Raw genomic sequence first — 25,128 nt, 5'->3', positions numbered from 1 at the left:
TTGGGGCGCAAAAACTAAGCCTTAGCGCGTATCTCAGAGTGCGAGACGGCGAATGTCACTCAACAGACTGTTCAGATACGTCAGGAAGCGGCCAGCATCGCCACCATTGATCGCTCTGTGATCGTAAGAGAGGCAGAGTGGCAGCATCAGACGCGGCTCGAACTCCTTCCCGTTCCAGCGCGGCTCGATATCAGACTTCGAAACACCCAGAATAGCTACCTCAGGCGCATTCACGATAGGTGTAAAGCCAGTACCCCCTATGCCACCCAGGCTGGAGATCGTGAAGCAAGCGCCCTGCATCTCGTTTGGCTTCAGCTTTTTGTCTTTCGCTTTGGCAGCCAGATCGTTCGCCTCATTAGAGATCTCATAGATACTCTTCTTATCGGCATCCTTGATCACCGGCACCATCAGACCATTCGGGGTATCCACGGCAATACCGATGTTCACATATTTCTTGTAGACAATATGCTCACCGTCCGCATGCAAGGACGCATTGAATTTCTGATGATTTTTCAGCGCTATTGCCGCAGCTTTAATCAGGAACGGCAGCGGAGTGAGTTTTACCCCTGCTTTGGCCGCCTCATCTTTCATATCCTTACGGAACGCTTCAAGCTCAGTGATATCGGCCTTATCAAACTGGGTCACATGCGGAATATTCAGCCAGCAGCGTGACATGTTGTCCCGCGTGATCTTGTGAATTTTCGACATTTTTTCCAGTTCGATTTCGCCAAACTGACTGAAGTCCACCTCGGGGATTGACGGAATACCTGAACCACCCGTAACAACAGCCGCAGGTTTTTCTGCCAATTGTTTCAGCGCTGTTTTGACATAGGCCTGAACATCCTCTTTAAGAATACGATCACGAGGGCCTGTACCTTTCACCAGACTCAGATCCACACCAAACTCACGGGCCAGGGCACGTACTGCGGGACCGGCATGGACCTGTTTATTTTTCTGTTCCAGCGCAGCCTTATCGACCTTGCCAGCACTTACCGGAGCAGGAGCCGGAGCCGGTGCACTTGGCGCAACCGCAGGCGCGGATGCTGCTGGCGCTGCCGGTGCTTTAGCTGCCGCAACAGGTGCAGCTGCGCCTACAACTTCAACTTCCAACAGGAGATCACCTTCGTTGACCGTGTCGCCTTCTTTGATTTTCATGGACACAATCACGCCCGCTTTGGTGGCAGGCACTTCCATTGAAGCCTTATCGGTTTCAAGCACAATCAGGCCATCACCTTCAGCTACGGTGTCACCCTCTTTCACCAGCACTTCCACCACATCAACATCAGTTGCACCCGACAGATCCGGGATCAGTATTGGCTGAATACCGCCACTGACAGGTGTAGCAGGAGCCACTTCAGCCACAGGCGCAGGTGCGCTCGGTGCCGGAGCAGGCGCTGCAGGTGACGGTGCTGCAGTTGCGCCTGCAACTGCCAGCTCAAGTAGCAAGTCACCTTCGTTGACCTGACCACCCTCTTTGATCTTCATGGAAACCACTACACCTGACTTAGGTGCGGGTACTTCCATGGAAGCTTTATCGGTTTCCAGCACAATCAGGCTGTCGCCTTCGCTCACGCTATCGCCGTCCTTCACCAGGACTTCGACCACATCAACGTCAGTCGCACCCGACAGATCAGGGATCAGCACATTTTCCACCGCAGCTGCAGTTGATGCAGCCGCAGGAGCAGGTGCCGCTGCCGGAGCCGATACAGCCACAGACGCTGGTGCAGTTGGCGCCTCAGATTCCGCAGCAGCAGAAGAGGCAGTTTCAAGCTCAAGCATCAGGTCACCTTCGTTGACCTGATCACCCTCTTTAATTTTCATTGAGACAACAGTTCCGCTTTGGGTAGCAGGTACTTCCATCGAGGCCTTATCGGTCTCAAGCACCAGCAGACTATCGCCTTCGTTTACGGTGTCACCGTCTTTGACCAGTACTTCAACGACATCCACATCAGTAGCGCCGGACAGGTCAGGAATATTCATTGTGATAATGCTCACGTTCAATCCTCCAAAAATTAGCCATTAAAAGTCAGCGCAAACTTAAACAGTCCACGGCGCTGGCTTATCCGGGCTAAGATTGAACTTCTGCATCGCCTTGGTAATCACCGAGGCGTCCAACTTACCTTCTTCCTGCAGCGCTTTCAGCGATGCAATCACAACGTGATAACGATCCACTTCAAAGAAGCTACGCAGCTTGGTCCGGGTGTCTGATCGACCAAACCCATCCGTACCCAACACCTTGTAACGGCGCGGAATATATTCACGCAGCTGGTCGGCATACAAACGGATGTAATCCGTAGAGGCGATCACTGGACCTTCTCGACTTTCAACACATTCCGTAACGTAAGCTTTTTTAGGTTCCGCTTCCGGATTCATCAGGTTCCAGCGAGACACGGTCTGCGCATCACGACGCAATTCATTGATCGAGGTTGCGCTCCATACATCCGCTTCCACGCCATACTCTTCTTTGAGGATATCCGCAGCCGCTTCTACCTCACGCAAGATGGTGCCAGATCCCATTAACTGCACCCGTTTATCGCTCTCTTTCCCTTCACGCAACAGGTACATGCCTTTGATGATGCCTTCTTCAGCACCCGCTGGCATTTCAGGGTGATGATAGTTTTCGTTCATGGTGGTGATGTAGTAGAAACGGTTTTCCTGTTCCTGATACATCCGACGCAGACCGTCCTGCACAATCACTGCCAGTTCAAAGCCATAGGTGGGATCATAAGAGACACAGTTCGGAATCATCTGTGCCAGCAGATGGCTGTGACCATCCTGATGCTGCAAACCCTCACCGTTCAGCGTGGTTCGACCAGATGTAGCACCGATAAGGAAACCACGGGCCTGCATATCACCTGCCGCCCAGGTCAGGTCCATCACGCGCTGGAAGCCAAACATGGAGTAGAAGATGTAGAACGGCACCATGGTGCAGTTATTATTGGTGTACGATGTTGCCGCTGCCAGCCAGGCTGAGAAGGCACCGGATTCGTTGATCCCCTCTTCCAGAATCTGACCGGTTTTTGATTCCTTGTAATACATAATCTGGTCGGAATCGTGCGGCACATATTTCTGCCCAGCCGAGGTATAAATACCCAACTGGCGGAACATACCTTCCATACCAAACGTACGCGCTTCGTCTGGCACAATCGGTACCACACGGTCGCCTATATTTTTATCTTTCACCAGCGTACTCATCACGCGGTTCAGAACCATCTGAGTAGAGGCTGTACGTTTACCACTGTCCTTCAACTGACTGGCAAAATCTTCCAGCGGCGGCACGTCCAGTTTTTCAAATTCAGTGCGACGTGTCGGATAGAAACCACCCAGTTTTGCCCGACGTTCAAACATGTACTTCATTTCAGGTGAATCCGGTGCCGGACGGTAGTAAGGCACAGACTTCAGTTGATCGTCATGCAGCGGGATATTAAAGCGGTCACGGAAATCGATCAGGTCATCCAGCGCCACTTTTTTCATGGAGTGAGTATCGTTTTTGGCTTCGCCAGACTTGCCAGTACCATAACCTTTAACGGTCTGAGCCAGAATAACCGTAGGCTGACCTTTGTGATTCATGGCACTGTGATAGGCTGCATACACTTTATAAGGATCATGACCACCACGGTTAAGGTTCATGATTTCTGTGTCAGTCATATCCTTCACCATTTCCAGTAGCTCAGGATATTTGCCGAAGAAGTGCTCGCGGGTATAAGCACCGCCATTTGCTTTATAGTTCTGTAGCTCACCGTCACAGACTTCGTCCATGCGCTTCTGCAACAGGCCTTTATCATCTCGTTCAAACAGTGGATCCCAATGACGGCCCCACAGACATTTGATTACGTTCCAGCCCGCACCATTAAAGATACCTTCCAGTTCCTGTACGATTTTACCGTTACCACGAACCGGACCATCCAGGCGCTGCAGGTTACAGTTGATAACAAAGACCAGATTTTCCAGCTGTTCGCGGCCTGCCAGAGAGATAGCGCCCAGAGTTTCCGGCTCATCACACTCACCATCACCAATGAAACACCAGACTTTACGGTCACCGCGGTTAATGAGACTGCGGGCAGAGAGGTAGCGCATGACATGCGCCTGATAGATGGCCTGAATCGGCCCCAGCCCCATGGAAACGGTTGGGAACTGCCAGAAATCAGGCATCAGCCATGGGTGCGGGTATGAGGACAGGCCATTACCATCCACTTCGCGGCGGAAATTATCCAGTTGCTCTTCGGTCAGACGCCCTTCCAGATAGGCACGGGCATAGATACCAGGTGAAATATGGCCCTGAAAAAACACCATATCAGCATCCTGCTCGCCCTCATTCCCCCGGAAGAAGTAGTTAAAACCAATATCATAGAGGGTGGCGGAAGATGAAAACGAGGAGATATGACCGCCCAGACCCTCATCATTATCATTGGCGCGCATCACCATCGCCATCGCGTTCCAGCGGATAAATGATCGAATCCGGCGCTCCATAAACAGGTCACCGGGCATCCGTACTTCGTCTTTAACACTGATGGTATTACGGTAAGGGGTATTGAGAGACTGACTGTTGGCGACGCCCAAGTCTGAAGCCTTGCGGCCCAGTTGCCCCAACAAAAAACGGGCACGGTCATCGCCTTCATTTTTCGCTACAGACTCAAGCGCATCCAGCCACTCCTGCGTTTCTACAGGATCAATATCTTCTTTAATCTCTTGCACAACTACTATCTCCACTCTGAGTTAACGCTACCTTGGCAGATAAAATTGCCTGGTGGCATTACCTCTCCGGTGGACATAACCAGAGACATGCAGCAAACCCCAGACATTTATAATATGTTTGTAGTAATACTACAAAATACTATCCTGAACGTCTATAGCGAAGATGATTCTTTGGTATAACGAAAATAAATAGTCTTATTTTGTAGTTTTTATACAGCCTAGGCGTCTGATTGCAAATGACTGCGTCTGAGTGCCCGTTCTAGCCGAGTATGCTCACGTTCTCCTTCGAGTAACGCTTCTTCAACATAAGCCAGATGGTCATATGCAGCCTGACGCGCATCTTCAGGCCTACCTTCGAGGATAGCACCCATTAGGAGTTTGTGCTGAGCGTGGATCTTTTCACGGTGAGATTCACGAGGATAAAGGTGTTTCAGGTTTGCCCAGACATGCTCTCTTAATAAACTAAGTAGCGAGCGCACCATATGCAGCAACACCATGTTGTGCGTGGCAGAAGCAATCGAAAGATGGAACGCCACATCAGCTTCCACTTCCTGTTCAAAATCGTTTTCCTCATGACAGCGCTGAAGCACGGCGTAACACTTCTGGATGGCAGCCTTATCTGCCGCAGTACCTCGCATCGCCGCATAATAGGCAGAGACACCTTCAAGGGCATGCCTGAATTCCAATAAATCGTAACGCGCCTCAGGATGACGCCTGAACAAATCCAGTAACGGATCAGACAGGGAACTACCTATCTCTTTTGCAACGTAATTACCGCCTCCCTGCCGACTTTCAAGAATCCCCTTAGCCGATAGTTTTTGAATCGCTTCCCTGATTGAAGGCCGAGAGACATCAAACTGCACAGCCAGCTCACGCTCTGCTGGCAGGCGCTGTCCTGGCGTAAAGATTCCCTCCAGCACCATCTCTTCGATCTGTCCCGCAATCACATCGGACAACTTTTGCTGCTTAACCGGTTTGTATGCCATCCAAGGACCCTCAATATTGGTAATACCAATATTGCATAAAACCACTACTAAAACGCAAGGTTATTTTCACAACCAAAAACAGACAATAGCATCTATATTACAGAGTAAAATATCGCTTCACGGCTTCAACTCCAAAAAAACATTGACATAAACTGCACAAAAAAAATACAGTAACGAAACTCATTTGGTAAATTGGTAATACCAATTTATAAAAATTCAAATGCTCTACAACCGTTGACTCTAACAAGGTCTAATTGAGCATCGAGTGATACTGAGCGGGCATAAAGGCTGATGCAGTCATCCATACGCGCACGCATCGCCATCTAAAAAACATTCACTGATGTGAGTACTAAGCTGATTGATCACGCTCGACGTGGCAGTTACAGCAGGCAAAGAGATTGAAGATATGAAGCCAGCATACGCGCAATTTTTCGACACACTGCAACGCTTTATCCCTGCAGAACGCCTGTTTACTGATCCGCTTCATACGCTTGCTTACGGCACCGATGCCAGCTTTTACCGACTTATTCCCCAGATTGTTGTGCGCGCCGAAAGCGAGCAGGAAGTTATCCAGCTGATTCTTGCCGCCAAACAACATAACATCGCCATCACCTTCCGGGCAGCCGGTACCAGCCTGTCAGGACAGGCCATTACCGACTCAGTTCTGATCCAGCTGGGCGATGGCTGGAAGGGTTATCAGATTGCTGATGATGCCAGTTATATCAGCCTGCAACCTGGCGTGATTGGGGGACAGGCCAATAAATATCTGGCGCCATTCAACAAGAAGATAGGACCTGACCCAGCTTCCATCAATACCGCCAAGATTGGTGGCATTGCCGCCAATAATGCCAGCGGCATGTGTTGCGGCACGGCTCAGAACAGCTACCGGACACTCAAGCATATGCGGGTAGTACTGGCGGATGGCAGCCTGCTGGACACGTCAGATCAAGGTAGCATTACTCAGTTCAGAAACAGTCACGCGCCTATGCTCGCGGCACTGGATGCGCTGGCAACGGACACACGTGCAAACGAAAATTTACGAAAAAAAATTGAGCATAAATATCGCCTTAAAAACACCACCGGCTATGCACTGAACGCTCTGACCGATTTTCAGGACCCGATCGATATCCTGCAACATCTGATGATTGGTTCTGAGGGCACCCTGGGTTTTATCTCCAACATTACCTACCACACCGTGGACGAGCACCCTTACAAAGCCACAGCACTGATCTTTTTTAATGATGTGCGCACCACCTGTCAGGCGGTCACCTTACTCAAAACAACACCGGTTTCTGCCGTTGAGCTGATGGACCGGGCTGGCCTTAAAGCCGTAGAAAACAAACCGGGCATGCCCGAGTTTATGAAGCAGTTGCCTGAAGATGCGGCCGCCATTCTGGTTGAAACCCGGGCAGCAGACACTCAGCAGCTCTCGCAACAGATTGCCGAGATTACTTCCACAATCAGTGATTTGCAGACTGCACAACCCATAGAGTTCTCGACTGATCCTGAGATAAACGCACGTTACTGGGCCATCCGAAAAGGGCTGTTCCCTGCCGTGGGTGCGGTGCGTGAAACCGGCACTACAGTGATTATTGAAGATGTCGCTTTTCCAGTTGAGCAACTGGCTGAGGCGGTACATGAACTGCAGCAACTGTTTCGTAAATGGCATTACGATGAAGCCCTGATTTTCGGCCACGCACTGGAAGGCAATCTGCATTTTGTGTTTACCCAATCTTTCGACAATCAGGCTGAAATAGAACGTTATCAGGGCCTGATGGATGATGTCGCCCAGCTTGTTGTAGGCCGTTACAACGGATCACTTAAAGCTGAACACGGTACAGGGCGCAATATGGCTCCCTATGTCGAGATGGAATGGGGTAAAGACGCCTACGATCTGATGTGGCAGCTAAAGGAACTGTTTGACCCACAGAACATTCTCAACCCGGGTGTCATCCTTAACCGTGATGCCAATGTTCATCTGAAAAACCTTAAACCTTTGCCCGCCGCTGACCCCATTGTTGATAAATGCATCGAATGCGGCTTCTGTGAACCGACCTGCCCTTCCCGGGACCTGACGCTGACCCCCAGACAACGCATTGTGCTCTGGCGGGAGATTTCCCGACTTGAAGCAAGCGGTGAAGACCCGCAACGGCTGGCTGAGCTGCATAAGGAATACCGCTATCAGGGCGATGAAACCTGCGCCGCCTGCGGACTCTGTTCTACCACTTGTCCGGTAGGCATCAACACCGGCGATTTGACGCGCTCCATTCGCAGCCAGAATAATCAGAACATGGCCGGGCTGGCCGATTGGATTGCCCGCCATTATGCTGGCGTTACCCTCACCAGCCGGACAGTTTTCAGATTGGCAAACCTGTTCCATGGCCTGGTCGGCACTCGCATTATGTTAACACTTACCCAAGGCATGCGTCGTATCAGTGGCAACCGCCTGCAACAGTGGACTCCCGCGATGCCAACTGGCGCAAAACCTTTACCGGTGCCACAAACCAATACACGCGGGGATAAGCCTGAAGTTGTTTATCTGCCCAGCTGTGCCAGCCGCACTATGGGACCCGCCAGAGGCAGCCGGGTGCAAGCGTCACTGGCCGAAACCACGGTCACTGTTCTGGAGTCAGCAGGTTTTCAGGTCATCATTCCAGAAAGCCTGGACAACCAGTGTTGTGGCATGCCATTCCAGTCAAAGGGCATGTTTGGCGCGGCAGATCAAAAAAGCAGAGAAACAGAAGAGCATCTGCTGAGCTGTACTGACAATGGTCGTATTCCGGTCTATTCGGATACCAGCCCCTGCAGCCTCCGGTTACAACAAACCCTGGATAACCGACTCAGAGTGTATGATTCGGTGGCCTTTATTGACCAGTTTGTGCTGCCTAAACTTTCCCTTACACCACTGGCAGAATCGGTTGCACTGCACATTACCTGCAGCACCGCCCGCATGGGCGATGCCGCTAAACTGGAGCGCATCGCACGCAGTTGTGCAGAAAAGGTACTGATCCCGGATCAGATCACCTGCTGCGGTTTTGCCGGTGACAAAGGCTTCAGCACGCCAGAACTAAACGCTTCTGCACTGCGCACGCTAAAATCCGCCGTGCAGAGTTGCGAAGCGGGATATTCATCCAGCCGTACCTGCGAAATTGGCCTGACATACCACAGCGGCATCGATTATCAGTCCATTGTGTATCTGCTTAAGCGCTGCATTGATGCAAATAAGACAATCCCTTTGGCCGATTCAATGGAGCAGCCAGCTGAACAGGCTATAGCGCAATAACCGACCAAATTTGCATAAGAACATCAGCCCGAGAATTTAACGGACATCACACTCATGGAATCCACCGGGTTATTACTCGAAAAAATATTTCTGACGGTATTTCCACTCGTGGCGATTGTCACGCTGGGTTATATCTATGCACGGCAGTGCAAGCCGGATATTTCCATCGCGAATAAGATGAACATGGATGTATTCACCCCGGCCCTGATTTTTTCGGTTCTCTCAGCCGAGTCCTTTGATCTTTTACGCTATCAGTCGTTGGCCATCGGGGCATTGGTGATTGTGCTTGGGTCCGGCGTTTTGCTCTATCCCGCCTGTAAATTTCTGAAAGTACACCCAAAAACCTTCCTGCCTCCCATGATGTTCAGCAACAGCGGCAATCTGGGCATACCGCTGATTGTGCTGGCATTTGGTGAAGCAGCCCTGCCTGCTGCCGTTGTTCTGTTTCTGGTCGAAAACCTGCTGCACTTTACAGTAGGCATCTACATTCTCGACACCCGGACACGGGTGATCACATTACTCAAAATGCCGATGATACTGGCGACCATTGCAGGGTTGGTATGGAGTGGATTCGATCTGACTTTACCTGCAGCGATGCAAACCGCCATTGACATGCTGGGGCAGATAGCAATTCCGCTGATGTTGTTTGCTTTGGGGATTCGAATGCTCAGCGTGGACCTTTCTAACTGGCGGGTTGGGACCATAGGCGCGTTGTTATGCCCTTTAAGCGGTATTCCTTTGGCTCTGTTGATGCAGCAATTTCTGCAGCTAGAACCGACTCAGTTTAATTATCTGATTCTGTTTGGCGCCCTGCCCCCTGCGGTACTGAATTACATGCTGGCTGAACGCTATCAACAGGAACCACAACAGGTTGCGTCGATTGTATTACTGGGCAATATCGGCAGCCTGCTCATCATTCCACTGGTGCTTGGTTTTATTCTATAAAAAATACGGCAACCGGCAGTGCGGTTGCCGTAACAGCCTGGATCAATTCGCCTTTTCAGGGGCGTTTACCACCAGATCCGATCGATTTTTCTCAAGGATCGCGCTCCCAATTCCTTTCACTTCAGTTAACTGCTCGACCCGGGTAAAAGGCCCATTTGCTTCACGATAAGCAACGATAGCCTCTGCCTTGGCCGGGCCAACCCCCTTCAGCGATGTCAGGGTAGCGACATCCGCCGTATTGAGATCAACCGGGGCAGCATAGGTGAGTGATGGGATAGAAAAACTACAGACGAGCGCGAACAACACTGCGCGAAGAGTTCTGACGAACATAATCTTGCTCCTTGTTAAGTGACACTGTCGATCCGTGACAGTGCATTCGGTATAGACTGGAGCGAGCCTTAAAGCAAATCAGACAGTTCCTGATCGATCATCTGCAACGCTTTAACCGGCGATTCAGCCTGGGTAATGGGGCGCCCAATCACAAGGTAATCACTGCCGGTACGCACGGCTTCTGCCGGTGTCATAATGCGTTTCTGATCACCCACACTTGCAAACGCAGGACGAATACCCGGTGTTACCAGTTTAAACGTCGGACTGATCAGTTGACGCAAAGGCGCCACTTCCTGGGCTGAACACACAACACCATGCAGACCACTCTCTTCTGTCAGGCGGGCCAGTCGCAGCACCTGTTCAAGCGGCTCCACATCCAGACCCAGATCGGCCAGGTCGCTGCGTTCCATACTGGTGAGAACCGTCACACCAATCAGCAATGTCTCGGCAGACTGCACCTGCGCCAGCTCATTGGCCGCAGCTTCCATCATGCGCCGTCCACCACTGGCGTGTACATTCACCATCCACACCCCCAGCTCTGCAGCCGCACGCACCGCTTTGGCCGTGGTGTTGGGAATATCATGGAATTTAAGATCCAGAAACACATCAAAGCCACGAGACTGAAGGGCTTCAACTATCGAAGGACCGCAACGGGTAAACAGTTCTTTACCCACTTTAACTCGACACCGCACGGGATCAAGACGGGCAGCCATGGCTAATGCATCTGCTGAGGAAGCGTAATCTAATGCAACGATTATGCGACGGGAATCTTGGGTCATAGCTATCTCTGATCTGAATTACTCGCCTTCCAGCCCCTGGATAGGCTTGGTTGTACCCCACTGTTTGCAACTGGGGCAGTGCCAGAGCAGAGAACGACCGGAAAAACCACAACTGTTACAACGATACACAGGTTTAGACGCCTCCAGTTGTCCGGTCAATCCGCGTAACACCCGCAGACTGTCTTTGGCACTTTCGGAGCCGTATTCTATATGAAGATCGATCAGACGGTTAAACCCTTTTACCGACGGACGCCGTTTCAACTCTTCAGTAATGAATGCCCCCGCCGCATAGGAACCCTGTTCCTGCTGCATGATATTCGCCAATTCAATCATCACGGATGTCGAGGGCGCCTGACCCAGCAGCACTTTGAGGTAGCTGACATACTCCCCGTTCTGCCCAAGTTCGGAATAACATTTGCGCAATAAAGGAATAATTTCTGAGACGAATAATTTGTCATACTGGGGAATCTGCTTCAGGTGACGTAAAGCCTGTTTCCACTGCCCCATAGACATGGCAATGCGTGCATTCATCAGGGCCATTCTGACTTTAGCGCCGTCAAATGCATCCGCTTTTTTCAAAAACTGGGTCGCTACCTGGAACTGCTTGCGTTGCAATGCAACTTCAGCCAGCTCACAACAATAATGCGCCAGCTCGTTACCCAGTTTACGCCGTTCATCCACCGAGAGTTTTTCGGCGGTTTCCAGCGCCTGCTGCCATTCACTCTCTTTTTCATAAAGACGAATCAAGAGTGATAAGGCATTATGACGAGTTGCTTTGGTGGTCTGGGACTTAATAATTTCCTGCAACAGGTTTTCCGCTCTGTCCAGCAGTCCCACAGCGTAATAATCTCGCGCCAGTGCCATCTGCACCCGCATAAAATCGGTACGGGTCAGGTCGGGCCGCGCCAGCAGATTCTGGTGAATCTGAATCGCCCGCTCTACATCGCCTTTGCGACGGAACAATTTTGCCAGCGCCAGATGGGCAGGAATCGTATCCGAATTGACTTCAAGCGCCCGAATAAAACTCTCAATTGCCTGATCGACGTTTTCATTGAGCAGATAATCCAGGCCGGTAAAGTATTCTGCATTCAGGGATTGGACTGGTCGCCGTTTCAACGACCAGTTTTGCTGACGCCGCCCCAACCACCAGCCAATGGCAATCGCAAGGAACAGCGGGATGATAAAAAGTGAATCATTCACTTCAGACGGCATCTTTCAGTGCAGAAACCCGAAGTTGATCCAGTTCTTTCTGGGTATGTGTCAGACGACGGCGTACAGAACCTAATCGGGTACGCAGTGCAATCACGGTTAAACCACTGAGAATCGCACCCAAAAAACCGCCAACAACAAAAGCAGCAATCAACCACAACGAAAGACTGGCTTCAGGCAGTTGAAAAAACAACAGATCAACAGACACCTGCTGCGTGTTATTGACAGTGAAAAGAATGCCTACCAGGACCACAAAAATACCCAGCAGGCCTACCAGAAGAGACTTTAACCAACGCACAAAAATAACCTCAACTGCATTGCGATATCAGGACAGGATTGAGTCGTTCACCTGCTCACGCAGCTCTTTACCCGGTTTGAAATGCGGCACGTACTTCGAATCCAGTTCAACAGATTCACCTGTTTTTGGATTACGACCCACGCGCGGTGCACGATAGTGCAGAGAAAAACTACCAAACCCGCGGATCTCAATTCTGTCGCCCTGAGACAGGGATTCAGTCATATGATCCAGCATGGTTTTAACGGCCAGCTCAATGTCTTTCACCGAAAGCTGGCTATGACGATCAACCAAGACTTCGATCAGTTCAGATTTTGTCATTGCGTTTCCTCTAAGCTTTTTCTAACGGCTTTATACACAGGGCAACCGGTTAAGATTCGCCTTTTTTCAACTGTTCTTTAATCAGATCACCGATTGTGGTCGGACCATCAGATGATGGTGCACTCTGGCTGATCTGTTTCATCGCCTGCTTTTCATGTTCGATTTCAAGCTGTTTCACTGAGAGCAAAATCTGGCGGTTACGCCGATCTACATTGATAATTTTGCTTTCCAGTTCATCACCTTCCTTGAAGTGATTCTGCAGACTATCAATGTGTTCCCGACTGGCTTCGCCAATCCGCAAAGTACCCTCTATGCCCTCAGCCAGCAGCACCTGCAGAGATTTATCGGAAATTGTGGTGATCTGCCCTTTTACCACGGCACCCTTCTGATGAGTTTCAGTAAACGCGGCAAAAGGATCCTGATCCAGTTGTTTCAAACCCAGCGCAATGCGCTCACGTTCGGTATCAATCGACAGGATTACGGCAGTTAACTCATCACCTTTTTTGTACTGCTTGACCGCCTCTTCACCCGTGTCATCCCAGGAAAGATCAGACAGGTGAATCAAGCCATCGATGTTGTTGTCCAGACCGATGAATACCCCGAAATCGGTAATTGATTTAACCTTTCCGGTAATCTGATCACCCTGCTTATGCGTGCTGGAGAATGATTCCCAGGGATTTGGCATACATTGTTTCATGCCCAATGAAATTCGACGCCGCTCCGGATCAATATCAAGCAGCATGACTTCAATTTCCTGACCGACCTGAACCACTTTGGACGGGTGAATATTACGGTTGGTCCAATCCATTTCAGAGACATGGATCAGGCCTTCAATACCGTTTTCGATCTCAGCAAAACAACCATAGTCTGTCAGGTTGGTCACTTTAGCTTTAGCCCGACTGCCTACCTGATAATTTTTAATCAGGGTATCCCATGGGTCTGCAGCCAGCTGTTTCAAACCTAAGGAAACACGATTACGTTCCTTGTCGAAACGTAATACTTTGACGTCCAGTTCCTGACCTATTTTCAGCGACTCACTGGGGTGTTTAACACGTTTCCAGGCAATATCTGTGATATGCAACAGGCCATCAACACCACCCAGATCGATGAAAGCACCGTAATCGGTCAGGTTTTTAACCACGCCTTTGACTACGGCTCCCTCTTCCAGCGTCGCCAGCAGCTTATCGCGCTCTTCGCTGTAGGCGGCTTCCAGCACAGCACGTCGGGACACAACAATGTTGTTACGACGGCTGTCGAGTTTGACCAGTTTAAAATCAAGGGTTTGCTGTTCGAGATGAGAGGTATCATGCAACGGGCGAATATCAACCAACGAACCCGGCAAAAATGCATTGATTGTGTTCAGGGTGACCGTGAAACCACCACGCACACGCCCGGTAATCTGCCCCTGAACCACCTGATCTTTTTCGTAGGCTTGTTCCAGCTCAAGCCAAGCTTCTGCACGTTTGGCTTTTTCTCGGGAGAGCTGGGTAGAACCAAAACCATCTTCCACAGATTCGAGAGCAACTTTGACTTCGTCGCCAACGGCAACCGTCAGTTTGCCCTCATCATCCATAAACTGATTTCGCGGAATCACGCCTTCCGACTTGAGCCCGGCGTGGACCGTGACAAAATCGCCATCTATGGCCACGACTGTACCCGTCACAATAGAACCCGGGGCCATATCCAGCTGTTGAAGGCTTTCTTCAAACAAATCAGCAAAGCTTTCGCTCATGGCAGCTCAATCCCGCAAAAGTTGAGGCTAATCAGCGAAGCCCTTTATGCCTCGCTGTATCCAACACAGCGGCTAGAACCTCTTCGATGGACATAATTGTCGTATCTAGGATGACAGCATCAGCCGCGGGCTTAAGGGGGGCAACAGCACGATTCATATCACGGTCATCGCGTGCCTTTATGTCCTCCAATATAGCTTGAAGACTAGCACCCACCCCCTTGCTTATCAACTGCTTATAGCGACGTTGCGCGCGCTCTTCAGCACTGGCATCCAGATAGATCTTCAGGACGGCCTCTGGAAACACAACCGTGCCCATATCCCGCCCGTCCGCAATCAGTCCCGGTGCATCAGCAAAGGCCCGCTGGCGAGACAACAGCGCATCCCGCACCGCCGGAATGGCCGCCACAATAGAAGCATCCTTGCCCACCTCTTCGGTGCGGATCGCATCCGTCACTTCCTCCCCCTCAAGGATCACCTTAACAGAGCTATCCTCGCGGGCCAGAAACTGAACATCCAGATGCGCAGCCAGGATAACCAGATCATCCTCGTTGGTGAGCGCTACACCGTGGTGCCTGGCAGCCACGGCAACCAGTCGATAGAGTGCGCCACTGTCCAGCAGGTGCCAGCCCAGCTCACGCGCCAGCAACTGGCATATTGTGCCCTTGCCAGAACCGCTGGGACCATCCACTGTGATAACCGGCACCGCTTGTGAAGACATCAGCCTTCCTCCTTACTCACCTGCATTCCTGCTTTTTGTGCCAACTCAACAAATCCAGGGAAGGAGGTCGCGACATTGGCACAATCATTAATTTTTATTTCGCCCTGTGCACGCAACGCAGCAACACAGAAAGACATCGCAATTCGGTGATCGCCATGGCTCTCAACTTCACCGCCATGCAATGCACCACCTTTAATAATCGCACCGTCCGGTGTGCCTTCGATATCAGCACCCAGCGCCTTAAGGCCGTCCACCATGACCTGAATACGGTCGCTCTCTTTAACCCGCAGCTCTTCCGCACCGGTGACAATGGTTTCACCCTCGGCACAGGCCGCCGCAACAAACAGCGCCGGGAATTCATCAATCGCCAGCGGCACCTGATCTTCCGGCACATGAATACCTTTCAGCGGGGCATAACGCACCCGAATATCGGCGACCGGTTCACCGCCCACTTCACGCTCATTTTTCAGCGTGATATCAGCGCCCATCAAACGCAGAATATTGATCACACCAATACGGGTCGGGTTAATACCCACGTGCTCCAGGGTCAGATCAGAACCCGGAGCAATTGCCGCCGCCACCATGAAGAATGTGGCAGACGATATATCCGCCGGCACATCAATCGCGCAGGCCTGCAGGGCACCACCGGAAGTCAGCGCAGCTCGCGCCCCCTCCTGCTGAACGGTATAACCGAACCCTTTCAGCATCCGCTCTGTATGATCGCGGGTCGGCGCCGGCTCAACCACTGAGGTTTCACCCTCAGCATACAGACCTGCCAGCAACAAACAGGATTTCACCTGTGCGCTGGCCATCGGCATATCGTAATGAATACCTTTCAGCGCCTTGCCACCCTTGATCTTCAGAGGCGGACGACCCTGCTCAGCGGTATCAATCTCCGCCCCCATCAAACGCAATGGATCGGCAACCCGTCCCATTGGTCGCTTGCTCAGAGACTCGTCACCGGTCAGCTCAGTATCAAACGCCTGTGCCGCCAACAAACCAGAAAGCAGCCGCATGGAGGTACCGGAGTTGCCCAGATACAGTGGGCCTGGTGGTTGTTTCAAACCATGCATACCCACACCATAAATGGTGACACGTCCCTCATCCGGACCTTCAATCACCACACCCATATCCCGGAAAGCCTGCAAAGTCGCCAGACTGTCCTCACCTTCCAGAAAACCCGTGACCTCAGTCACGCCATCTGCCAGTGAACCCAACATAATAGAACGGTGGGAGATCGACTTATCACCCGGAACCCGGATGCTGCCAGTGACGCAACCACCAGGTTGCGCACGAAAGATTACGCTGAGATTGTTCATGTTTTGTGAATATGCTGTACCAGAAAGAATTCTTGAAAAGTGCTCACGCGCTGCCTTTGCCCGGGTAAAAATACCCAGCATTGTCTGCCCGTCACCCTGATCGATCGCCAGACGCAACCGCTCAAGGCCAGCACTGAACTGATCGAGCTGCCCCAGCAACGCATCCTTGTTTGCCAGACAGATATCGTGCCACATGGTCGGGTCACTGCCTGCTATGCGGGTAAAATCGCGAAAGCCGCCCGCGGCGTAACGAAAAATATCGGTGTTGTTATCCTGCTCCCGCGCCAAGGTATCAACCAGCGAAAACGCCAGAATATGCGGTAGATGACTGGTCGCGGCCAACACTTCATCATGACGCTCCACTTCCATCAGCAGAACTTCAGCGCCGGTGGAACGCCACATCGCCGAGAGAGTTTTTACCGCTGCAGCAGAGGACTCTGCCAGCGGTGTCAGAATCACTTTATGCGCTTTAAACAGATCACTGTCTGCTGCGGCCACGCCGCTTTTTTCAGAGCCGGCAATCGGATGTCCAGGTACAAACCCTTCCGGCAACGCTGGAAACACCCGACGCGCGGCCTCAACCACATTTTGTTTCGTACTGCCTACATCTGTCAGCAGTGTCGTGGGGGAAAGAAAGGGCGCGATCTGCCCCAACACGGTTTCCATCACTTTCACGGGCACCGCCAGCACCACCAGATCAGCCGCTTCAACCGCCTCTGCCAGCCCTTCTGCTGTTACCACCCGATCTATAACACCGGTGCGCAGGCCTTCCAGGGTTTCATCCGGGTCACGGTCATACCCGAGGACCTGACCAAAGAGGCGATTTTGCCGCAGTGCTTTTGCCAGTGAACCACCAATCAAACCCAGACCAATAATCAATGTGGTTTTTACAGCGATCTGACTCATAAGCCCAACACCTCTTGTAACACCTCAAGGCAACGGGCATTTTCATGCGGCAAGCCAATACTGATGCGCAGGTGATTAGGCATGGCATAATTGGCCAGTGGCCGCACGATCACCCCTTTTTGCAGCAGTGCCTGATAAATGGGCAGCGCTGGTTGTTGCATATCCACCGTCAAAAAATTACCAGCGGAGGCGATCCATTCCAGCCCCAGCGCTTTCAGTCCGGTTTCCAGCTGACGCATACCCTGCTGATTACAGACCAGGGTCTGCTGTAGAAACTCTGCATCTGAAAGCGCAACACGCGCGGCCAGCAGGCCCAGACTGTTCACATTAAACGGTTGGCGTACACGGCTGAGCACATCCGCCACCTGCGGATCAGACACTGCGTAGCCAATACGCAAACCTGCCAGACCATAGGCTTTGGAAAAGGTACGGGTCACAATCAGATTGGGATAACGCTTTTGCAGTGCCAGACCGTCCGGAAAATCAGGCTGTTCGACATATTCCGTGTAAGCCTCATCCAAAACAACCAGCACCGTTTCTGGTACCTGGGCCAGAAACTGGTCCAGCGCCTGAGCGGTAAACCAGGTGCCTGTCGGGTTGTTCGGATTTGCCAAAAAAATAACCCGGGTACGTTCTGAGACCGCTTGTGCCATCGCCTCCAGATCATGTCCCCATGCTTTTGCGGGCGTCACAATAGCCGTCGCACCGGCAGCCTGAGAAGAAATGGCATAGACCAGAAAGGCGTATTCGGAATAGATCACTTCAGAGCCCGGTGCCAGAAACGCACGGGCAATCAGATCAAGTACATCATTGGAACCGTTGCCAAGTGTAAGCTGATCCACACTGACACCCAGCTCCCGCGACAACGCCTGCTTCAGGTGATAACCCGCGCTATCAGGATAGAGCGCCAGCATATCCAGCTCAGACTGCAACGCGGCTTTGACCTTTTCGGAAACACCCAGCGGATTTTCATTGCTGGCCAGTTTAACCACGGACGCTAAGCCAAGCTCCCGCTGCAACTCTTCAGCGGGTTTGCCAGGCAGATAGGGCTTCAGCTCCTGAACTCCCGGGATAGCCAATGCAGTGAAATCGCAACTCATGATCGGCCCTCAGAGCACCGCACGCGGGTAGGAACCAAGCAATTTCAGCTCGGTACTCACCTGCTGCAACTGACTTAACACTGCCTGCACCGCAGGCTCAGAGTAGTGTCCGGAGAAATCGATGTAAAAAATGGAATGCTGCCGATTACAACGGGATTCAACGCGGGTCAGACTGATATTGTGCTGGTAGAAAGGCTCAAGCAACTGATACAGCGCACCCGGCTGGTTCGTTACAGAGACCAGTATTGAGCTCTTGTCATCGCCGCTGGGACCCACATCCTGCGTCCCGATAATCAAAAACCGGGTACTGTTATCCGGATTATCCTCAACGTTGCGCACCACGCTGACCAGCTCATACTGCTCTGCCGCCATATCGCCAGCAATGGCCATACAACCCAGATCCTGAGAATTAGCCACCAGTCTGGCCGCCTCAGCATTGGAGCTGACGGAGATTTTTTCAACCTGAGGATAGTTACGATCCAGCCAGGTACGGCACTGCGCCAGGGACTGCTGATGGGACAGAATACGGGTAATCTGAGACGGATCAGCGTCTTTTTTCATCAACAGATGAAGATGCACCGGTACTTCAACTTCACCACAGATTTTCAGATCAAACTGACGGAACAGATCAACCGTGTGGCTGACCACACCTTCCGTAGTATTTTCGATAGGCACCACGCCGTATTCAGCAGCGCCCGCCTGCACTTCACGAAACACATCTCTCAGTGCAGGCAACGGCAGATTCTGCGCACTGTGGCCAAAGTGTTTCTGGGCTGCCTGTTGCGTGAAGGTCCCTTCCGGACCCAGGAAGGCCACCCGCAACGGAGACTCCAGCGCCAGACAGACGGACATAATTTCACGAAACAGGCGCGCCACTTCCTTATCAGGCAAGGGTCCCTGATTACGCTGCATCACGGCACGTAGTACCTGGGCTTCACGCTCTGGACGGTAAAAAACAGGGGGCTCATCACCACGGAACTTCTGCTTCACTTCGGCCACATGCTGTGCACAGGTGGCACGCTGGTTCAACAGCGTATGAATCTGCTGATCAATCGCATCGATCTGATCACGCAGTTTACCCAGTTCTTTTTCCTGTTCAGACATTCTGCCAGCCCTTTCTTAACCGTACTGCTTTTCGAAGCTGTGCATAAAATCAATCAGCGCATCCACCGCCGCTTCAGTGACAGCATTGTAGATACTGGCACGCATGCCACCGACTGAGCGATGCCCTTGCAGATTCAGCAAACCAGCACTTTCCGCCTCTTTGAGGAAAGTTTTCTCGAGGGATGCATCAGCCAGTGTAAATGGCACATTCATCCAGGAGCGGTTAGCTTTCACCATCGGGTTACCATAAAAATCACTGCCATCGATGCAGGCATACAGTTTTTCTGCCTTGCGTCGGTTCAGTGCTTCCATAGCGGTTAAACCACCCTGCTCTTTCAGCCATTCAAACACCAGCCCCGCCAGATACCAACCAAAGGTTGGCGGTGTATTGCACATGGAACCAGCATCAGCATGCACTTTATAGTCAAACATGGTCGGCGCATTACCACTGGCATGACCAAGCAGATCTTCACGCACAATCACCACAGTCAGACCCGCTGGGCCAATATTTTTCTGAGCACCTGCGTAAATCAGACCAAACCGACTTACGTCTACCGGGCGAGACAGGATGTTGGAGGACATGTCCGCCACCAGCGGCACACCCGCGGTATCCGGAATGTAATCGTACTCCACACCGCCAATGGTCTCGTTAGGGGTGTAATGCACATATGCCGCATGCGGATTCAGCGACAGCTCATCCTGACGCGGCACACGGGTGAAGTTATCAGCCTGACTGGAACCGGCAATCGCCACTTCACAATAACGGCTGGCTTCACTGATCGCTTTTTCAGACCAGATCCCTGTATTCAGATAGTCTGCGTGACTGTTACCACGCAACAGATTCAAAGGCACCATCGCAAACTGGGAAGTAGCACCACCCTGCAAAAACAACACTTTGTAGTTCGCAGGGATATTCATCAGATCCCGCAGGTCCTGTTCAGCCTTTTCGGCAACACTTACAAACTCCTGGCTACGGTGACTCATCTCCATGATGGAAAGTCCTTTGCCGTGCCAATCCAGCAATTCCTGTTGTGCCCGTTCCAGGACGGCATCAGGCAGACCGGCAGGGCCGGCGCTGAAATTGTAATTACGTGTCATGTATCGCTCTTCAATTGGATCATGGATAAAAAGAGCGGCGCTCACCGCGCCGCATTTAACTGATTAGGCGTTGGGTTCATCCGCTGCTGTCGGTGTTTCAGCAACGTCCGACACAGCATCCTCCAGCTCCGCCGTCTCGTCAGTTTCAGGCTCTTCAATACGGGCCACACTGACCAGACTTTCCTGATCAGACACCCTGATCAGGGTAACGCCCTGGGTATTTCGGCCCAGTTCGGAGATACCGTCAGAGGAGGTACGCACCAACGTTCCGCGGTTACTGATCAGCATCACGTCATCACCGCTGAATACCTGTACGGCACCCGCCAGCTCACCGTTACGTTCAGAGCACTGCTGGGCAATGACACCCTGACCACCACGACCTTTCACCGGGAAGTCATCCACTGAGGTTTTCTTGCCGTAGCCATTGGCGGAGGCAGTCAGGACTTTACCTTCAGCCTGAGGAATGATCAGAGAGATCACTTTAATGCCATCATCCATGCGTACACCACGGACACCGCGAGCGGTTCGGCCCATTGGGCGCACATCGGACTCACGGAAACGCATACATTTACCGGCACTGGTAAACAGCATGACATCGTCCTGACCATTGGTGATAGCCGCACCGATCAGGTGATCATCTTCCAGCAGGTCCAGCGCAATCAGACCACTGGTGCGTGGACGTGAGAAATTGGTCAGTTCAGTCTTTTTCACAACACCGGAGGCTGTTGCCATAAAAATAAATTTATCGGCTTCGTATTCACCCACCGGCAGAATCGTACTGATCCGTTCATTCTCATCCAGTGGCAGAATATTCACCACCGGACGCCCACGGGCGGTTCGGCTCGCCTGTGGAATCTCAAACACTCTTAACCAGTAAACCTTGCCGCGGTCGGTAAACAACAGAATCGTATCGTGGCTGTTGGCAACCAGCAGGTGCTCGATAAAGTCTTCATCCTTCAGCGAAGAAGCAGACTTACCTTTACCCCCGCGACGCTGCGCCTGATAGTCAGCCAGCGGCTGTGTTTTCGCATAACCGCCGTGAGAAATGGTCACCACCATATCTTCTTCGGTAATCAGATCAGCTATGGTCAGATCCTGACGTGAAGCCGTGATCTCGGTGCGGCGTTCATCACCGTACTCTTCAAGCACTGCTTCAAGTTCTTCACGAATCACTTCCATCAGACGCTCGCGGGAACCCAGAATCTTCAGCAACTCAGCGATCTTATCCAGCAGATCTTTATATTCAGCGATCAGCTTTTCATGTTCCAGACCAGTCAGACGGTGCAGACGCAGATCAAGAATCGCCTGAGCCTGAACCGGAGACAGCCTGTACTGGCCATCTACCAGACCAAAACAGTCGTCGAGATCTTCCGGACGGCAGGCATCTTCACCCGCGCGCTCCAGCATTTCGATCACATCGCCCGGCGCCCAGGCCGCTGCAATCAGTCGCTCTTTCGCCTCAGCAGGGCTTGGCGACTGTTTGATCAGTTCAATAACCGGATCGATATTGGACAGTGCAACCGCCAGACCTTCGAGGATATGGCCACGTTCACGGGCTTTACGCAGTTCATAGACTGTTCTGCGGGTGACCACTTCACGGCGGTGACGGATAAAACATTCGAGTGCTGACTTAAGATCAAGCAACTGCGGCTGCCCATCAACCAGCGCAACCATATTGATACCAAACACAGATTCCATCTGGGTTTGGGTAAACAGGTTGTTGATCACCACATCAGGCACTTCGCCACGACGCAGTTCAATTACAATGCGCATCCCGTCTTTATCAGACTCATCGCGCAGCTCTGAAATACCTTCCAGCTTTTTCTCTTTAACCAGCTCGGCAATCTTTTCAATCAGACGCGCTTTGTTCAGCTGGTAAGGAATTTCAGTAATGATCAGTGACGCACGACCGGTTTTAGGGTCTTCTTCAACGTGGTGTTTGGCGCGCACATAGATACGGCCACGACCGGTACGATAGGCCTGCACAATGCCGGCACGGCCATTGATAATGCCACCGGTGGGAAAGTCAGGGCCCGGAATATATTCCATCAGCTCATCGATGCTGAGATCGGCATTTTCGATCAGCGCGATACAGCCCAGGATCACATCTCTCAGATTGTGCGGGGGAATATTGGTCGCCATACCAACGGCGATACCCGAAGAACCGTTAACCAGCAGATTAGGCACACGGTTTGGCAGCACTTCAGGAATTTTTTCAGTACCGTCGTAGTTATCTACAAAATTGACGGTCTCTTTATCCAGGTCGGCCAGCAACTCATGGGAGATTTTAGCCATGCGAATTTCGGTGTATCGCATGGCCGCCGCAGAGTCACCATCGATTGAACCGAAGTTACCCTGGCCATCCACCAGCATGTAACGCATGGAAAAGTTCTGCGCCATGCGCACTATGGTGTCGTAAACCGCACTGTCACCATGAGGGTGATACTTACCGATCACATCACCGACAACACGGGCTGATTTCTTGTAGGGTTTATTCCAGTCATTGCCAAGTTCATTCATGGCAAACAACACTCGACGATGCACCGGTTTCAAACCATCACGCGCATCAGGCAGTGCTCGCCCGACAATGACACTCATCGCATAATCGAGGTAAGACTGCTTCAGTTCATCCTCGATATTGACTGGCTGAATCTCTCTGGCTAGATCACCCATTCCGATTCCTTGCTTATAGTTCCACGGAGACATTCCGCGTGTTTTTTAACCGCAGGAGTATACCACAACTGAAACAGGGGAATCCTGTTAAATTAAGCCCTTGCGCACAGTTTTACCGACCCGGATCAGCCTCTTTACAAGACGCACGCGCAGCAAACTGTCACCGCTCAGACGGGGGTGCTAAAATGCGGCCAAAATTGCCATAAGAACAGCAGCCATGACTCAGACCAGCCCGAATATCGATCCTCAGGAAATTGCCAAGTTTGAAGAACTTGCCAGCAAATGGTGGGACCGCAACAGTGAATTCAAGCCGCTGCACGATATCAACCCACTTCGACTGGGCTTTATTGATCGGATCGGCAAACTGGCAGGCAAAAAGGTACTGGATGTAGGCTGTGGCGGTGGCATTTTGTCCGAATCCATGGCCCAACGTGGCGCTGAAGTGACCGGCATTGATATGGGCGCAGCCCCGCTAAAAGTAGCCCGTCTGCATGGCCTGGAATCCGGCGTTAACGTCACCTATCAGCAGATCGCCGTCGAAGAACTCGCAGCACAGCAACCCGAATCATTCGATATTGTGACCTGCATGGAGATGCTGGAGCATGTACCTGATCCGGCTTCAATCATCAATGCATGCGCAACTCTTTGCCGCCCAGGTGGATATCTGTTTTTTTCGACATTAAACCGCAACCCCAAAAGCTACCTGTTTGCCATTCTCGGTGCCGAAAAGCTGCTAAAACTGGTACCGGATGGTACCCATGATTTCAATAAGTTTATCCGCCCCTCTGAACTCGGTAACTGGGTGCGTAACAACGGACTGGAAAGTCTTGAAATCACCGGGCTGACCTATAACCCACTGACCAAACACTACCGCCTGACGCCCGGTGATGTAGACGTAAACTACCTGCTCGCAACACACAAACCGGACATCGCATGACACCCATGCAAAGCACTGTACTGTTTGACCTGGATGGCACCCTGATTGATACCGCACCGGATTTTTATCGTGTGGTGAATCTCCTGCTGGCAGAGGAAGCGCAACCACCGGTCAGTTTCGAGTTTTTGCGCAGCTATGTTTCCAATGGCGCCCGCGCCATGGTCGGCGCAGCATTCAGGCTTGAAGAAGAAGATCCCGACTTTACCCGGTTGCATCAACGCATGCTTGATCTCTATCTGGAGAATATTGCCGTGGACAGCCAACTCTTTGCAGGTTTAGGCGAATGCCTGAACTGGCTGCAATCCAGGCAGATTCCATGGGGTATTGTCACCAACAAACCTGAACGCTATACCACCCCACTGCTTAACCAGCTGGGTCTCGATCTGACCGCCGGCACCGTCATCTGCCCTGACCACGTAACAGAGCGCAAACCACACCCTGAAGCCCTTTACAAAGCCTGCACAGAGGTCGGCTGCATTCCCACACAATCCATTTATGTGGGCGACCACGCCAGAGACATTGAGGCAGGCAAACGCGCCGGCATGCACACCATCGCAGCCGCCTATGGCTACCTGAACCAGGGGGAAGATGCCGCAGACTGGCAGGCCGATTATCTAATCGAACAACCTACAGAGCTACTTCCCCTGCTAGACTCCCTATATAAGAATTCGACCTCGTTTGTTACAGGACCGTACTGA

General features: G+C 51.8%; 19 protein-coding genes. 4 read left to right on the top strand and 15 right to left on the bottom strand.

Features of this window, described 5'->3' with window-relative positions:
- Positions 1-33: 33 nt before the first annotated feature.
- The 3 genes from aceF to P2G53_RS05560 all read right to left on the bottom strand — a co-directional run bounded on the left by aceF (position 34) and on the right by P2G53_RS05560 (position 5,681).
- Positions 34-1,995 carry a dihydrolipoyllysine-residue acetyltransferase gene (gene aceF, locus P2G53_RS05570; protein WP_275815016.1) on the bottom strand — a complete coding sequence of 654 codons (1,962 nt, stop codon included), beginning with the start codon at positions 1,993-1,995 and terminating at the stop codon, positions 34-36.
- A gap of 42 nt (positions 1,996-2,037) precedes the next feature.
- Complete coding sequence (gene aceE, locus P2G53_RS05565; RefSeq protein WP_275815013.1) at positions 2,038-4,695, bottom strand: pyruvate dehydrogenase (acetyl-transferring), homodimeric type; 2,658 nt, start codon at positions 4,693-4,695, stop codon at positions 2,038-2,040.
- Positions 4,696-4,913: 218 nt separating this feature from the next.
- Positions 4,914-5,681, bottom strand: coding sequence for an FCD domain-containing protein (locus P2G53_RS05560; RefSeq protein ID WP_275815010.1), 768 nt, complete (start codon positions 5,679-5,681; stop codon positions 4,914-4,916).
- A gap of 406 nt (positions 5,682-6,087) precedes the next feature.
- Here P2G53_RS05560 and P2G53_RS05555 point away from each other — a divergent pair, with 406 nt between their 5' ends.
- Together P2G53_RS05555 and P2G53_RS05550 are read left to right on the top strand one after the other, a co-directional pair.
- On the top strand, positions 6,088-8,964 hold the full coding sequence (locus tag P2G53_RS05555) for an FAD-binding and (Fe-S)-binding domain-containing protein (protein ID WP_275815007.1): 2,877 nt from the start codon (positions 6,088-6,090) through the stop codon (positions 8,962-8,964).
- Between the two features lie 54 nt (positions 8,965-9,018).
- Complete coding sequence (locus P2G53_RS05550; protein ID WP_275815004.1) at positions 9,019-9,909, top strand: AEC family transporter; 891 nt, start codon at positions 9,019-9,021, stop codon at positions 9,907-9,909.
- A 42-nt stretch (positions 9,910-9,951) separates the two neighbouring features.
- On the opposite strand, the gene P2G53_RS05545 is transcribed toward P2G53_RS05550, so the two are convergent.
- From P2G53_RS05545 to gyrA, 12 genes are all read right to left on the bottom strand, one after another.
- The gene (locus P2G53_RS05545) at positions 9,952-10,239 is read right to left on the bottom strand and encodes a helix-hairpin-helix domain-containing protein (RefSeq protein ID WP_275815002.1); all 288 of its coding nucleotides are present in this window, start codon (positions 10,237-10,239) and stop codon (positions 9,952-9,954) included.
- Positions 10,240-10,307: 68 nt separating this feature from the next.
- Positions 10,308-11,018, bottom strand: a complete 711-nt coding sequence (gene pyrF / locus P2G53_RS05540) for an orotidine-5'-phosphate decarboxylase (protein ID WP_275814999.1) — start codon at positions 11,016-11,018, stop codon at positions 10,308-10,310.
- Between the two features lie 18 nt (positions 11,019-11,036).
- Positions 11,037-12,218, bottom strand: coding sequence for a lipopolysaccharide assembly protein LapB (lapB, locus tag P2G53_RS05535; RefSeq protein WP_275814997.1), 1,182 nt, complete (start codon positions 12,216-12,218; stop codon positions 11,037-11,039).
- 1 nt (position 12,219) lies between these two features.
- Positions 12,220-12,525: a LapA family protein gene (locus P2G53_RS05530; protein WP_275814995.1), complete on the bottom strand. Its 306-nt coding sequence runs from the start codon at positions 12,523-12,525 to the stop codon at positions 12,220-12,222.
- A gap of 27 nt (positions 12,526-12,552) precedes the next feature.
- The gene (gene ihfB / locus P2G53_RS05525) at positions 12,553-12,843 is read right to left on the bottom strand and encodes an integration host factor subunit beta (RefSeq protein ID WP_275814994.1); all 291 of its coding nucleotides are present in this window, start codon (positions 12,841-12,843) and stop codon (positions 12,553-12,555) included.
- A 49-nt stretch (positions 12,844-12,892) separates the two neighbouring features.
- Entirely contained in the window at positions 12,893-14,575 is a 1,683-nt protein-coding gene (gene rpsA / locus P2G53_RS05520) for a 30S ribosomal protein S1 (RefSeq protein WP_275814993.1), read from the bottom strand.
- Between the two features lie 31 nt (positions 14,576-14,606).
- Complete coding sequence (cmk, locus tag P2G53_RS05515) at positions 14,607-15,293, bottom strand: (d)CMP kinase (RefSeq protein ID WP_275814990.1); 687 nt, start codon at positions 15,291-15,293, stop codon at positions 14,607-14,609.
- Positions 15,293-17,518 (bottom strand): bifunctional prephenate dehydrogenase/3-phosphoshikimate 1-carboxyvinyltransferase, encoded by a 2,226-nt coding sequence (locus tag P2G53_RS05510; RefSeq protein ID WP_275814987.1) that lies wholly within the window; start codon positions 17,516-17,518, stop codon positions 15,293-15,295. The genes cmk and P2G53_RS05510 overlap by 1 nt, the downstream gene beginning before the upstream one ends.
- Positions 17,515-18,618, bottom strand: a complete 1,104-nt coding sequence (gene hisC / locus P2G53_RS05505) for a histidinol-phosphate transaminase (protein WP_275814984.1) — start codon at positions 18,616-18,618, stop codon at positions 17,515-17,517. Before hisC ends, P2G53_RS05510 begins: the two co-directional genes overlap by 4 nt.
- Positions 18,619-18,627: 9 nt before the next feature.
- Positions 18,628-19,722 (bottom strand): prephenate dehydratase, encoded by a 1,095-nt coding sequence (gene pheA, locus P2G53_RS05500; RefSeq protein ID WP_275814981.1) that lies wholly within the window; start codon positions 19,720-19,722, stop codon positions 18,628-18,630.
- Positions 19,723-19,737: 15 nt separating this feature from the next.
- On the bottom strand, positions 19,738-20,820 hold the full coding sequence (gene serC, locus P2G53_RS05495; protein ID WP_275814977.1) for a 3-phosphoserine/phosphohydroxythreonine transaminase: 1,083 nt from the start codon (positions 20,818-20,820) through the stop codon (positions 19,738-19,740).
- 63 nt (positions 20,821-20,883) lie between these two features.
- Complete coding sequence (gene gyrA / locus P2G53_RS05490; protein WP_275814974.1) at positions 20,884-23,493, bottom strand: DNA gyrase subunit A; 2,610 nt, start codon at positions 23,491-23,493, stop codon at positions 20,884-20,886.
- 217 nt (positions 23,494-23,710) lie between these two features.
- Here gyrA and ubiG point away from each other — a divergent pair, with 217 nt between their 5' ends.
- Together ubiG and P2G53_RS05480 are read left to right on the top strand one after the other, a co-directional pair.
- Positions 23,711-24,430 (top strand): bifunctional 2-polyprenyl-6-hydroxyphenol methylase/3-demethylubiquinol 3-O-methyltransferase UbiG, encoded by a 720-nt coding sequence (gene ubiG, locus P2G53_RS05485; RefSeq protein WP_275814971.1) that lies wholly within the window; start codon positions 23,711-23,713, stop codon positions 24,428-24,430.
- Entirely contained in the window at positions 24,427-25,128 is a 702-nt protein-coding gene (locus P2G53_RS05480; protein ID WP_275814968.1) for an HAD-IA family hydrolase, read from the top strand. Before ubiG ends, P2G53_RS05480 begins: the two co-directional genes overlap by 4 nt.

Source organism: Neptuniibacter sp. CAU 1671, assembly GCF_029222905.1.
Taxonomy (GTDB): domain Bacteria; phylum Pseudomonadota; class Gammaproteobacteria; order Pseudomonadales; family Balneatricaceae; genus Neptuniibacter.
This window is presented reverse-complemented; position numbering and strand designations above follow the sequence as displayed.

What these genes read in the sequence shown, in the direction of transcription:
- ubiG (WP_275814971.1), top strand. Translation starts at nt 23,711, where the DNA reads ATGACTCAGACCAGCCCGAATATCGATCCTCAGGAAATTGCCAAGTTT.
- pheA (WP_275814981.1), bottom strand. Translation starts at nt 19,722, where the DNA reads ATGTCTGAACAGGAAAAAGAACTGGGTAAACTGCGTGATCAGATCGAT.
- P2G53_RS05480 (WP_275814968.1), top strand. Translation starts at nt 24,427, where the DNA reads ATGACACCCATGCAAAGCACTGTACTGTTTGACCTGGATGGCACCCTG.
- pyrF (WP_275814999.1), bottom strand. Translation starts at nt 11,018, where the DNA reads ATGACCCAAGATTCCCGTCGCATAATCGTTGCATTAGATTACGCTTCC.
- hisC (WP_275814984.1), bottom strand. Translation starts at nt 18,618, where the DNA reads ATGAGTTGCGATTTCACTGCATTGGCTATCCCGGGAGTTCAGGAGCTG.
- ihfB (WP_275814994.1), bottom strand. Translation starts at nt 12,843, where the DNA reads ATGACAAAATCTGAACTGATCGAAGTCTTGGTTGATCGTCATAGCCAG.
- gyrA (WP_275814974.1), bottom strand. Translation starts at nt 23,493, where the DNA reads ATGGGTGATCTAGCCAGAGAGATTCAGCCAGTCAATATCGAGGATGAA.
- P2G53_RS05560 (WP_275815010.1), bottom strand. Translation starts at nt 5,681, where the DNA reads ATGGCATACAAACCGGTTAAGCAGCAAAAGTTGTCCGATGTGATTGCG.
- serC (WP_275814977.1), bottom strand. Translation starts at nt 20,820, where the DNA reads ATGACACGTAATTACAATTTCAGCGCCGGCCCTGCCGGTCTGCCTGAT.
- P2G53_RS05510 (WP_275814987.1), bottom strand. Translation starts at nt 17,518, where the DNA reads ATGAGTCAGATCGCTGTAAAAACCACATTGATTATTGGTCTGGGTTTG.
- P2G53_RS05555 (WP_275815007.1), top strand. Translation starts at nt 6,088, where the DNA reads ATGAAGCCAGCATACGCGCAATTTTTCGACACACTGCAACGCTTTATC.
- P2G53_RS05550 (WP_275815004.1), top strand. Translation starts at nt 9,019, where the DNA reads ATGGAATCCACCGGGTTATTACTCGAAAAAATATTTCTGACGGTATTT.
- cmk (WP_275814990.1), bottom strand. Translation starts at nt 15,293, where the DNA reads ATGTCTTCACAAGCGGTGCCGGTTATCACAGTGGATGGTCCCAGCGGT.
- P2G53_RS05545 (WP_275815002.1), bottom strand. Translation starts at nt 10,239, where the DNA reads ATGTTCGTCAGAACTCTTCGCGCAGTGTTGTTCGCGCTCGTCTGTAGT.
- rpsA (WP_275814993.1), bottom strand. Translation starts at nt 14,575, where the DNA reads ATGAGCGAAAGCTTTGCTGATTTGTTTGAAGAAAGCCTTCAACAGCTG.